Origin of the sequence: Clostridium neuense, assembly GCF_045310695.1 — a bacterium.
Classification (GTDB): Bacteria; Bacillota; Clostridia; order Clostridiales; family Clostridiaceae; genus Clostridium_S; species Clostridium_S neuense.
Map to the genome: position 1 here is coordinate 148,083 of NZ_JBJIAA010000006.1, position 12,426 is coordinate 160,508.

At 30.9% G+C, this 12,426-nt stretch carries 14 protein-coding genes; 3 read left to right on the forward strand and 11 right to left on the reverse strand.

The window, feature by feature from the left end; all coding sequences use genetic code 11:
- Nucleotides 1-2: 2 nt before the first annotated feature.
- The 7 genes from atpA to ACJDT4_RS08655 all read right to left on the reverse strand — a co-directional run bounded on the left by atpA (nucleotide 3) and on the right by ACJDT4_RS08655 (nucleotide 5,173).
- Nucleotides 3-1,517 carry a F0F1 ATP synthase subunit alpha gene (atpA, locus tag ACJDT4_RS08625; protein ID WP_406787153.1) on the reverse strand — a complete coding sequence of 505 codons (1,515 nt, stop codon included), beginning with the start codon at nucleotides 1,515-1,517 and terminating at the stop codon, nucleotides 3-5.
- 10 nt (nucleotides 1,518-1,527) lie between these two features.
- On the reverse strand, nucleotides 1,528-2,067 hold the full coding sequence (locus tag ACJDT4_RS08630) for a F0F1 ATP synthase subunit delta (protein WP_406787154.1): 540 nt from the start codon (nucleotides 2,065-2,067) through the stop codon (nucleotides 1,528-1,530).
- 2 nt (nucleotides 2,068-2,069) lie between these two features.
- The gene (locus tag ACJDT4_RS08635; protein WP_406787155.1) at nucleotides 2,070-2,549 is read right to left on the reverse strand and encodes a F0F1 ATP synthase subunit B; all 480 of its coding nucleotides are present in this window, start codon (nucleotides 2,547-2,549) and stop codon (nucleotides 2,070-2,072) included.
- A gap of 48 nt (nucleotides 2,550-2,597) precedes the next feature.
- Nucleotides 2,598-2,834, reverse strand: a complete 237-nt coding sequence (gene atpE, locus ACJDT4_RS08640) for an ATP synthase F0 subunit C (RefSeq protein WP_406787156.1) — start codon at nucleotides 2,832-2,834, stop codon at nucleotides 2,598-2,600.
- An 18-nt stretch (nucleotides 2,835-2,852) separates the two neighbouring features.
- Nucleotides 2,853-3,506 (reverse strand): F0F1 ATP synthase subunit A, encoded by a 654-nt coding sequence (locus ACJDT4_RS08645; RefSeq protein WP_406787157.1) that lies wholly within the window; start codon nucleotides 3,504-3,506, stop codon nucleotides 2,853-2,855.
- Between the two features lie 15 nt (nucleotides 3,507-3,521).
- Entirely contained in the window at nucleotides 3,522-3,887 is a 366-nt protein-coding gene (locus ACJDT4_RS08650) for an ATP synthase subunit I (protein ID WP_406787158.1), read from the reverse strand.
- 317 nt (nucleotides 3,888-4,204) lie between these two features.
- Nucleotides 4,205-5,173 carry a DMT family transporter gene (locus ACJDT4_RS08655; protein WP_406787159.1) on the reverse strand — a complete coding sequence of 323 codons (969 nt, stop codon included), beginning with the start codon at nucleotides 5,171-5,173 and terminating at the stop codon, nucleotides 4,205-4,207.
- 233 nt (nucleotides 5,174-5,406) lie between these two features.
- Here ACJDT4_RS08655 and ACJDT4_RS08660 point away from each other — a divergent pair, with 233 nt between their 5' ends.
- Nucleotides 5,407-6,297 carry a LysR family transcriptional regulator gene (locus ACJDT4_RS08660; protein ID WP_406787160.1) on the forward strand — a complete coding sequence of 297 codons (891 nt, stop codon included), beginning with the start codon at nucleotides 5,407-5,409 and terminating at the stop codon, nucleotides 6,295-6,297.
- 24 nt (nucleotides 6,298-6,321) lie between these two features.
- Here ACJDT4_RS08660 and ACJDT4_RS08665 read toward each other — a convergent pair whose 3' ends face one another.
- The 4 genes from ACJDT4_RS08665 to ACJDT4_RS08680 form a co-directional block, all read right to left on the reverse strand.
- Nucleotides 6,322-7,500, reverse strand: coding sequence for an acetyl-CoA C-acetyltransferase (locus ACJDT4_RS08665; RefSeq protein ID WP_406787161.1), 1,179 nt, complete (start codon nucleotides 7,498-7,500; stop codon nucleotides 6,322-6,324).
- A 120-nt stretch (nucleotides 7,501-7,620) separates the two neighbouring features.
- Entirely contained in the window at nucleotides 7,621-8,772 is a 1,152-nt protein-coding gene (gene wecB / locus ACJDT4_RS08670) for a non-hydrolyzing UDP-N-acetylglucosamine 2-epimerase (protein ID WP_406787162.1), read from the reverse strand.
- Nucleotides 8,773-8,852: 80 nt separating this feature from the next.
- Nucleotides 8,853-9,890, reverse strand: coding sequence for a glycosyltransferase family 4 protein (locus ACJDT4_RS08675; RefSeq protein ID WP_406787163.1), 1,038 nt, complete (start codon nucleotides 9,888-9,890; stop codon nucleotides 8,853-8,855).
- A gap of 68 nt (nucleotides 9,891-9,958) precedes the next feature.
- Entirely contained in the window at nucleotides 9,959-10,447 is a 489-nt protein-coding gene (locus ACJDT4_RS08680; RefSeq protein WP_406787164.1) for a deoxycytidylate deaminase, read from the reverse strand.
- Nucleotides 10,448-10,699: 252 nt separating this feature from the next.
- Here ACJDT4_RS08680 and ACJDT4_RS08685 point away from each other — a divergent pair, with 252 nt between their 5' ends.
- Nucleotides 10,700-11,365 carry a metal ABC transporter ATP-binding protein gene (locus ACJDT4_RS08685; protein WP_406787165.1) on the forward strand — a complete coding sequence of 222 codons (666 nt, stop codon included), beginning with the start codon at nucleotides 10,700-10,702 and terminating at the stop codon, nucleotides 11,363-11,365.
- Nucleotides 11,358-12,158, forward strand: coding sequence for a metal ABC transporter permease (locus tag ACJDT4_RS08690; RefSeq protein WP_406787166.1), 801 nt, complete (start codon nucleotides 11,358-11,360; stop codon nucleotides 12,156-12,158). The genes ACJDT4_RS08685 and ACJDT4_RS08690 overlap by 8 nt, the downstream gene beginning before the upstream one ends.
- Nucleotides 12,159-12,426: the final 268 nt, after the last annotated feature.

Here is a 12,426-nt window from a genome sequence, read left to right on the forward strand (position 1 = left end):
AATTATTCCTCTGCTATAAATATCTTTTTATATTCCTTTATTGCCTTATCAAGTTCGCTATTTATTTCATCAGTTAATGTTTTCTTTTCAATTATTGATTTTCCTAAATCTCTATAATGAGTATCTATGTATTCAAGAAGTCCTTCTTGGAAAGCCTTAAGCTTAGAAACATCAATATCCATTACATATTCATTAACAACTGCATATAAAATCATAATTTGCTTCTCAACAGGCATTGGTTTATATTGAGGCTGCTTCATTATTTCAGTAAGTCTTTTACCTTTTTCAAGTCTCTTCATAGATTCTTTATCAAGGTCTGAACCAAACTGTGCGAAGGCAGCAAGTTCTTCATACTGTGCAAGTTCAAGTCTAAGTGTTCCTGAAAGCTTTTTCATAGCTTTTATCTGAGCACTACCACCAACTCTTGATACTGATATACCAGAGTTAACAGCTGGTCTCTGACCTGCATAGAAAAGTTCTGCTTCAAGGAATATCTGACCATCTGTTATGGATATAACATTTGTAGGTATATATCCCGAAACATCTCCTGCTTGAGTTTCTATTATAGGAAGTGCTGTTATTGAACCTCCACCAAGTTTCTCTGAAAGCTTTGCAGCTCTTTCAAGAAGTCTTGAATGTAAATAGAAAACATCTCCAGGATAAGCTTCTCTGCCTGGTGGTCTACGAAGAAGTAATGACATTGTTCTATAAGCAACTGCATGCTTAGACAAATCATCATATATAATAAGTACATCTTTTCCTTTAAACATAAAGCTTTCCGCAATAGTTACACCAGCATATGGTGCTAAATATTGCAGCGGTGCTGGATCTGCAGCAGTGGATGATACTATTATACTGTAATCCATAGCTCCCATTTCTTCTAATGTATTAACTATGTTTACCACAGTAGATTGTTTCTGTCCTATAGCAACATAAATACATATTACATCTTTTCCTTTTTGATTAATTATAGTATCAATAGCAATTGCAGTTTTACCTGTCTGTCTATCTCCTATAATAAGTTCTCTTTGTCCTTTTCCAATAGGTATCATTGAGTCTATGGCTAATAATCCTGTTTGAAGTGGTTCATTAACTGATTGTCTATCAATAACTCCTGTAGCTTTTATATCTACTGGCTTTGATTCTTCAGCCTTTATAGGACCTTTACCATCTATTGGCTGTCCCAATGCATTTACAACTCTTCCAAGCATTGCTTCACCAACTGGTACTTCAACAACCTTTCCTGTACTCTTTACAATGTCGCCTTCCTTAATTCCATCTTGTGAACCAAGCAAAACACATCCAACATTATCTTGTTCAAGATTTAGAGCCATACCATATACATTGTTTGGAAACTCAAGAAGTTCGCCAGCCATACAATTATCTAAACCATATACTCTGGCGATACCATCACCTATTTCTATTATAGTACCTGAATCTACAGTTTCTACTTTATCTTCATATCCTTCAATTTGCTTTTTAATTATTGAAGTTATTTCCTCAGGTTTTATGTTCATAGGCTCACCTCTATTTCTCTTCAAGCATTACTTTTTTCATGCTTTCTAATTTGTATTTAATAGTTCCATCAATAACATCATCGCCAACTCTTACATAAACTCCACCTATTATATCTTTATCAATAATTTCTTTTAATATAATAGTTTTGTTATATTTCTTTGAAAGCTTTTCCGCAAGAGTTTTTCTTTCATCATCTGTAAGTGCTATTACAGTTTTAACTTCTGCAATAACCTTATTATTCTTTTCTAAAGAAATTTCTCTTAATTGATTAAGAATCCCTTCTACTTCATGAATTCTCTTTTTTTCTACAAGAAGCAACAGAAAAGAGAGCAGTTCTTTATCTACTTTACCTTTAAAGATATCACTAAACATCTGTTTTTTTACAGAAGTACTCATTTTGGGGTGTTTTATAATCTGCTGAATATCATTATTAGCTTCTATTAGCTTAACAATATCCTCAAAATCAGAAATATATTTATCAACTTTATTGTTTTCTTCACCAACTTCATACAAAGCAAGTGCATATCTTCTATCTAGATATTCATACATAGTTAAATACCTACCTTAGCAACAAAGTCTTCTATAAGTCTTCTGTGTTCAGTTTCATCTAAAGATTTGTTAAGAGCTTTTGAAGATACAAGCATAGCAAGTTCTACGACTTGGGATTTAATTTCATCTTCAGCTTTTTCTTTTTCTCTTTCAGCTTCTTTTTTTGCTCTCTCTAAAATAACCTGTGCTTCATTTGAAGCTCCAGATTTTATTTCTTCTGAAACTTTCTCAGCTTTTACTTTATAATCTTCTACTATAGCTTTTCCTTCTTCTTTTGCATTAGCTAATTTTTTTATGTTTTCCTTTTTTAATTTTTCTGCTTCAATTCTATCAGCTTCTGCCTTATCAATATCACTTTTAATGGCATTAACTCTTGAATCAATTTTATCATTAACAGGATTAAATAGAAAATGTCTTAAAATAAAATACAAAATTATAAAGTTCACTATAGTTATAATAATTCTAACAAAATTTATATCCATTGTGCGTAAAAGCCTCCCTTCAGGCTTATTTTAAAAAATAAATAGTTACTATCTAGCAACAAATGTTAACAATATAGCAATAAGGAATGCATATATAGATGTTGCTTCTGAAAGTGCAGCACCTACTATCATTGTACTCATGATTTTTCCACTTGCTTCTGGCTGTCTTCCAACAGCTTCAACAGCTTTACCAGCAGCATTACCTGTTCCAATACCTCCTCCAAGACATCCTATTGCAGCAAGTCCTGCGCCTAACATTGCCATTGTGTGTGCATCAATACTCATAATTTTTTTCCTCCTTTATTATTCCTCAGCAGTAATTTTTATGTTAATCATAGTTAACATCACAAATACTATCATTTGAAGTCCGCCATCAAACACGTCAAAGAAAGCATGTAGTGGCACTGGTACTACAAATGCGAAATGGCCCATACCTTTATAAACTAAGCCAAGTACTACTCCACCCGCTGTCATATTACCAAAAAGTCGCAGGCAAAGTGATAACGGCGTGGTAAATCTTTCCAATATATTTATTGGAAGTAAAAACGGCATTGGCTTTCCAAAAGCCGTAAAGTATTTAACCAAACCATTTCTTTTAATAGCTGTAGCTTGAATCAAGAAAAAAGTTATAACAGCAAGTCCTGCTGTCACACTTATATCCTCTGTTGGCACAGTAGCTCCTACAAGTCCTGCAAAATTCATTAACAATATAAATATAGCCAGTGTTCCAACAAACGGTATAAATACTTTGTAACTTTCGCCCATATTTTCTTTAACTAGGTTGTTTATAGCTTCTACAACAATTTCAACTGCACTTTGTTTTTTATCAGGCACTTTATTAAGATTCCTGGTAAGCAGCCATGCTATAAGTATAACTAATATCATTATAGCCCACTGAACTCCTATACCAGTCGATATCCCTTTGAAATTGCCAAATAGCGGTTTGATTTCTTCCATTCAATCACTTCCTTCCTATGCATTTTTAACTTTCAATCCATATATAATAATAGATATGTATTGTGCAGTAAACCCAACTATATAGGCTATTATATAAAATTTATTTATTTTGCAGAGTATAATAGCTATTACACATATTATAGCAACCCTTATTATACCCCCAATCAATAAAAAAATCTTATCGCATTTTTTTTTCTTTATATAAACAAAATCAGTTAAAATGGAGTTAGCTGTAAAATTTAAAGCTGCTACTAAAAGTCCTAATAAAGCAATAACAACATAAGAGGATTTTACAACTAAGGAAAAAGCACAAATCAATACTGCTAATATTACATCGCCAATAATAATACTCTTCAACATACTCTTTATATTCGCTTCCACATTATTTCCTCCAATGCTTACAAATAATGATTTAATTATATATCTTTAATTTTTATAAATAAACTTCTATTTTAAGCCTATTTTCTTAATATTTTATGATTATAATAATTTATTAACGATTTCTTTTCTTCCTAATCTCCATAAGTCTTTAATACTCAAAAAAATTCAAATTTGAAATCAAATTTCAAGTTACTGAAAATTATAATATTTACATATTAGCTTTCTAATCTATTCAAATATTTTCTCCCATAATTATATCGTATAATCATAGGAAAACTATACTGTAATAATAAAATTATCTGCTTTTACACATACTTTTATGCAGAAAAGTTGGCCTTATCTCTATCTTCAAAATCAATATTATTCCTCTTACTATTGCATATAAAGGTTATACATGACCCAATAATTATTAATACAATTCCTATTATCATGTTAATAGTAATTGCTTCTCTTAAAATTATCAGTGCTAAAATTGGTGCTAATGCTGGTTTTATATAAAAAACCAATGATGCTGTAGAAGCCGATGTTTCATCCATTGCTAGAAAATAGAAAGTGTATCCAAAACCTGTTACAAAAATACCTATAAATATCAAACTAGGAATTGTCGATAAACTTATTCCTTTAATAATTGGTATGTCAGCAAACATTTTTAATCCCGATTTATTAAGTAATGCTGCTATAAAACTTATTTTAGAAATTGCAATAAGTATAAGCATCTCAATACTGCCTGCTATAAAACTGAATGAACTTAAAGCAATTCCACCATATTCACTGCTCTTGCGTTTACCTACAACCCCATATAAAGCAAAAGTAGCTGCAGATAACAAAGTAAATATTATTCCTTTAGCACTACCACTCATATTAAAAGGATTCATTATAACTACTATTCCAATTATACTTACAATCATAGAAACTATAGTATCTTTATATACTTGTTCCTTTAACATTACGTACGCAAGAGGTATAACAAATACTGGATTACAACTAAATAATATGGCAACCACAGAGGCTTTTGCATTTAATAATGCTAGCTGATATAATACCATACTTATAATCACACAAATAAAACCTGATAAAGCAAAAAATCCAATACTCTTTACATCTACAGAGATTTTTCTTTTCTTTAAATTACTTATTGCAAGAGGTAATAATATAATTCCACCTATGAAAAATCTTATAAACGTAAGTTGTATTGGATTAAATTTTCCGGACACCAATTTAAGCGATATCTCCATAGTACTAAATAAAATAGTTGAAAGTATAATGTACAAATATCCCTTTTTCATTTAAATTCCCCCAATGAATTTTTACATTTAAAAGCCTCCATAAATCCGAAAGTTTTTAAAATATATATTTTTTTATTTAGTATTGATATAATTAAATTATATAAAACACTAAATATAGTTTTACTTTTAAACTAAGAACCAGTTATAATTATAGCAAATTCGCACACTTTAATAAAATACTAAATAGATATAGATTCATATAAAAAAAATATGTTTTTCAGGAGATGTAATCTTTGGATATTAAGCAATTAAAATACTTTCTTGCTATAGCAAAAGAAAAGCAAATTACGGCTGCTGCCAAGAAACTTCATATAGCTCAACCACCATTAAGTACACAATTAAGACTCCTAGAAGAAGAACTAGGAACAAGTCTTTTAGAAAGGGGCAGCCGTAATATAACCCTTACAGATGCGGGAAAGATTCTTTTTACCAGAGCTAATGAAATTATTAATTTAGTTGAAAGTACAAAAAAAGAGATTGATGATTTAAACCATGGATTGAATGGAACTTTAAATATAGGTGCTGTAACTTCTTCTATATCATCTATAATACCTGAGCAACTAAAACTTTTTCACAGCCAATATAAAAGAGTAAACTTTCAAATATGGGATGGTGACACACTTAGAATTACTGAACTTCTAAGAAATAATACAATTGAAATAGGAATTGTTAAGACTCCATTTGATTATGAAAATTATGATTTTATATTAATTCCAAGCAAAATTTCTACAACACCAATGCTTGCAATAACAAATTCATTATTATCATCAAATAAATTATCAATAGATGTAAAAGCTTTAGCAGATAAACCATTAATAGTGCACAGAAGGTACGAAAAAAAAATAACAGTTTATTGTGAGGAACATGGCTTTAAGCCTTCCATTTTTTGCAAAGCAGATGACATAAGATTAATGCTCGCCTTAGCATATGACAATATTGGAGTTGCCATTTTGCCAAAATCAAATTTAGATTCTTTATCAATTGAAAAATTAAGACCACTTGAAATTAATGGCTTATATATGGATACAAGCTTTGCAGTAATATGGCCTAAAAACCATTATCTATCTAATACTGCTAAGCGCTTTATAGAAAGTTTTACACAAAAAAATCCAGAAGAAATTTAATCTTCTGGATTTTTATCTATGTTATTATATTCTCTCAACAACTATTGCTGTTCCTTGTCCACCACCGATGCATAAAGTAGCAAGACCAAGCTTAGCATCTCTCTTTTGCATTGCATGTAACAATGTAACTAGTATTCTAGCGCCTGACGCTCCTACTGGATGTCCTAATGCAATGGCTCCACCATTAACATTTACTTTGCTCATATCAAACTTTAAGTCTTTTGCTACAGCTAAACTTTGAGCTGCAAAAGCTTCATTTGCTTCAATTAAATCTAAATCTTCAACCTTTATATCAGTCTTAGCTAAAGCTGCTTTTGTTGCATAGAATGGTCCATATCCCATTATTGCTGGATCTAATCCTGCTGAACCATATGAAACAATTTTAGCAAGTGGTTTTATTCCTAATTCTTTTGCTTTATCAGCGCTCATTATAACTAAAGCAGCTGCTGCATCATTCAATCCTGAAGCATTTCCAGCTGTTACTGTTCCATCCTTCTTAAATGCAGGTCTTAATTTAGCCATTGCTTCTATTGTACTTCCGAATCTTGGATGCTCATCTGTATCAAATACAACTTCACCTTTTCTAGTTTTTATAGTTACAGGAACTATTTCATCCTTAAATTCTCCATTTTTTATAGCTTTTTCAGCCTTTTGTTGTGATGCAAGAGCAAATTCATCTTGTTCTTGTCTAGTAATTCCCCATTTTTCAGCTATGTTTTCAGCTGTGATTCCCATATGATATTGATTGAAAGCATCCCATAATCCATCAGTTATCATTTCATCTACAAACTGAGTGTTTCCCATTCTTGCTCCCCATCTTGCATTATCTACAAGGTATGGTGCTCTTGACATGTTTTCCATTCCGCCTGCTATTACTATATCAGCATCTCCAGCTTTAATTATCTGTGCTGCAAGGCTAACTGTTCTAAGTCCTGAACCACAAACCTTATTTACTGTAAGTGCTGGTATTTCTACAGGTAAACCAGCTTTTACAGCTGCCTGTCTTGCTGGATTTTGTCCTAATCCTGCTGAAAGTACATTTCCAAAAATAACTTCTCCTATTGTTTCTGGCTTTATTCCAGCTCTTTTAACTGCTTCTTTTATAACTACTGCACCTAAATCTACTGCTGGTACATCCTTAAGGCCTTTTCCATATGAACCTATTGCTGTTCTTACAGCACTAGCTATTACAACTTCTTTCATTCAAAATAACCTCCTAATTTTTTAATCTAAGGTATATCAATTATTTTCAATCTTACAAGTTAATTATAACTATTATTCATTTTTTTATCAATAGATTTTGTTAAAAAAAACACAAACTTTCTATATCATAAATTCATCTGGTCTTTTGTCCGTTAGTCCAAAATGGTATAATATTGCTTCGGCTATTCTTTCTGATGCTTTCCCATCTCCATAAGGATTTATAGCCTTACTCATCTTTTCATATTCCTCTCTAACCCTTATTATTTTATTAGCTTCATCTACAATTCTTTCAATTTCTGTACCAACAAGTTTTACCTTGCCAGCCTCAACTGCTTCAGGTCTTTCAGTAACATCCCTTAATACAAGTACTGGCTTTCCTAAATGAGGTGCCTCCTCTTGAATTCCACCAGAATCAGTCATAACCATGAAGCACTTATTCATAAGATTATGGGTTTCCTTTGTATCAAGAGGTGATAACAAATGAATTCTTTCAATATTATCTAAATGCTTATATACAACATCTCTTACCACTGGATTCAAATGTACCAAATAAACAATTTCAACTTCCTTATTCTCCATTACTATTCTTTTTAGTGCTTCACAAATATTTTCTATTCCAGCTCCCCAATTTTCACGTCTATGAGCTGTTATCATTATAATTTTTCTATTTTTATAATCTAGGTCATTGAGAATTTCATTGCTAAATTTATAACTATCCTCTACTGTGTGTTTCATGGCATCAATGGCAGTATTTCCTGTTATAAAAATATTCTTTTCATTTATTCCTTCCTTTAGCAAATTATTTTTAGATTTTTTAGTAGGAGCAAAATGTAAGTCTGCTATTGCACCTGTTAACTTTCTATTCATCTCTTCTGGAAAAGGAAAGTACTTATCATAAGTTCTAAGTCCAGCTTCAACGTGACCTACACTTATTTTTTGATAAAATGCTGCAAGTGAAGCTGCAAATGTAGTTGTTGTATCACCATGAACAAGTACTATATCAGGCTTTTCTCTTGAAAATATGTATTCCAAGCCTTCAAGTACCCTTGAGGTTATTCCTGTTAACGTTTGTTTATCCTTCATTATATTAAGATCAAAATCAGGTGAAATTTTAAATATATCTAAAACCTGATCAAGCATTTCCCTATGTTGCGCCGTAACGCAAACCTTAGCCTGAAACTCATCCATGCTCTTTAGCTTCTTCACAAGTGGAGCCATCTTAATAGCCTCTGGCCTTGTTCCGAAAATACTTATTACTTTAATCCTACTCATAGAATTATACCTCCATTTATTTATAACTGTCGTGTTTATATTATATCCTATATATTTAATTTTTTTCACAATAATGAACTTTATTCCTTGTGATTAAAAAGACCAAATTTAAAAGCAACTATAACTATAATTAAAATGACTACAGCAAGAACTGTGTATGCTCTAGTATTTGTAAGCTGCATTACTATTACAGACATAAGTCCAAGTACTGCACTTATAAGGTACATTGTTACAACTGCTTGTTTTTGACTAAGTCCCATTGCGAGAAGTCTATGATGTAAATGTCCCTTATCAGCCTGCATTATTGGCTTCCCATTTATTTTTCTCCTTATAATTGCAAAAACAGTATCATATATAGGAAGTCCAAAAGCTAATATAGGAACTGCAATAACAACTGCAGAAGCTGATTTTATAGCTCCTTCTATTGATATAGCTGCAAGTAAAAAACCTATTAACTGCGATCCTACATCCCCCATAAATATAGATGCTGGATTAAAATTATATGGTAAAAAACCAAGAACAGCTCCTGCCAAAATAAGTGACAATACTTGTGCCTCTATTCTACTTTGACCATTTAAAAAAGCAATTAATGCCATAGTACTTGCTGAAATAATTCCTGTTCCCGCAGCTAAGCCATCTAGTCCATCTATAAGATTAAATGCATTTGTTATTCCTACAATCCAAACCAAGGTTGAAATTATACCTAAAAGATATCCAATTTTTATATACGAATTTGAATTACTTACTGGATTAGTTATCATTGATATTTTTATTCCAAAAGCAATCAATGTAGAAGCTGCTGCAATTTGAAAAAATATTTTCTGCCATGGCTTTAAATCAATTAAATCATCTATAAAACCACCAATAACTATTATAAAAGAACCTATTAAAATTCCTTCTTCTGGTCTTGTTATAGGACCATTTTTAAAAATCAAAGCTGTCACAAATCCTAAATATATAGCTAGCCCACCAAGCTTTGGAATCGGCTTTTTATGTACTCGTCTTTCATCTTTTGGTACATCTATTGCATTTATAGCTTTTGCAAGCTTTTTTACAAAAGGCGTACTTACAAAGGAAACAAGTATTGCTATAAAAAATATATAATATGTATTAATCATTATTTTCCTTCCTCATTAAGCTCGATTTTATGACTTGTATATAATTAAATAATCGCCATAAATATACATTAATATTCAGTTTTACCTAACAGAGATTCGTCATTTTGAATCCAATCATTTACCTCTATAATTCTATAATTATCTTTAGAATCTCTTATGATAACTTTACTAATTCCTGAGTTTATTATCATCCTTTTGCACATTGAACATGGCGCAGCATTTTCAACTAAAGTCTTTGAATCAGCATCCTTTCCTACAAGATATAATACTGACCCAATCATATCTTTTCTTGAAGCACTAATTATTGCATTAGCTTCTGAATGAACAGATCTGCATAATTCATAGTGAGTTCCTCTTGGCACATTTAATTTCTTCCTTATACACATTCCAATATCACTACAATTTTTTCTTCCTCTTGGTGAACCACTATATCCACTCGATATTATTTCGTCATTTTTAACTATTATAGCACCATAGTTTCTTCTAAGACATGTACCTCTTTCAAGAACAGTCTCAGCTATGTCTAAGTAGTAATTGTTTTTGTCTCTTCTTTCCATAACCAACTCTCCTAATGCTTTATTCTACTATAATTATAGTGTAAAACCCGAAAAAATGCACATTAATTTTTGTTTTTATGCTTAGATTTTTATAGTTTATATACGATAATCAATTACATTCTATGCTGTTATCAATGATTTGACAGTTACTATATAATCTAAATAAGCATTGTTGCAAAACATTTGCAAAATGATATATAATATATATTGTTTTCAAAGTATGCTGTTTATATTTAGGAGGATTCTCTAATTATGATAGATATCAAAAATCTATGCTTTTCATACACAAAATCTAGTGATTATATTTTAAATAACATAAACATAGAAATAAAAGATGGAACTTACACCTCAATAATTGGTGAAAATGGTTGTGGAAAAAGTACACTTGTTAAACTCATATTAAAACTTTTATCCCCATCATCAGGTACTATAGAAACAAACTCTAAGAGGATAAGCTATGTTCCACAGGTTATGGAAAACTTTAACTTTGGCTTTCCTATAACTGTTTTTGAAATACTAAACTGCCATATGAAGACTTTACATTTAAGGAATTCAAGCATAATAAGTAATTCTCTACGCTCCGTTGGCATGTCTGATTTTAAAAACAGTCTTATTGGTGATTTGTCTGGAGGGCAAAGGCAAAAAATATTTATTGCTAGAGCTCTAATAGGAAATCCAGATACAATAATCATGGATGAACCTTCCACAGGTATTGATACAAAAAGTCAAAATGATATATATACTACGCTTAAGCATTTAAATAGGAATAATAAAGTAACAATAATTTCAGTAGAACACAATTTAAAAGCTGCTTATTCCTGCTCTACGCACATACTCAAATTAGACAGTGGAAATGGCGTTTTACTTAAAACTAGTGATTTCTTACACAGTAATCTGGAGGTTATACAAAATGATTGAAATTTTTCATCTTAGTTTTATACAAAATGCTTTTTTAGCAGCAGTTATGATTTCGGTACTATGTCCTCTTATAGGAGTTTTTCTGGTTCTTAAAAGGCAGTCTATGGTTGGAGATACTTTATCTCACGCATCATTTGCAGGCGTAGCAATTGGTCTTCTTACAAATATAAATCCTCTAATTACAGCCTTCATATTTACTTCACTATGTGCAATTTTGCTTGAGGCCTTAAAGGACTTTTTTAAAGGATATTCTGATCTTATACTTCCAATCGTTTTAACGTTATCAGTTGGAATAGCTATCACACTTACAAGCAGCGGGAAAGCTTCTGGTAATATTGATGCCTTTTTATTTGGAAGTCTTTTAACTGTAGAAAAAATCGATTTATACTTAATACTCATAATAAGTATTATTTCTTTTGCACTTATATTTTTTCTTTACAATCAAATCCTTTATACTGTATTTGATGAAAATGGAGCTAAGCTTTCTGGAGTAAATACAAAACTTTTAAATTATGTATTTGCTTTGCTTGTAGGTTCTGCTATAGCCATTTCAATAAGAATAATAGGTATATTAGTAGTATCATCATTAATTGCCGTTCCTGTGGCTACTGCTATGCAATTAAAAAAGGGATTTAAAACCACTTTGGTAATGTCTATACTTTTTAGCTTTATTGATATAATGGTTGGTTTGATTTCATCATACTATTTAAATTGTGCACCTGGAGGAACAATTGCTTTAGCTTCAGTATTTACTCTTATTTTAGTATTAATATTAAAAAAAGCATCAGATTAATGTTAAATGTTATTTATAAAAACAGTTTCTTTTATTATTTTTTAACTATTTATACTTTAAAAACTTTTTATCAATAATAACATATTTTAAATTTAAAAGTACCCTGTAAAATTATGCACAGCATCTTTTTCTGTGTTCAATCTTACAGGGCACTTTTTAAATTTTTTCGCCTTTTTTATAATAAAAACCTATTCCGGGTTCATGAATCACATGGGCTGCCGCCCAAACCCCATCTTAGCAAGTGCCTATATACATTTTCTTGTCTTTT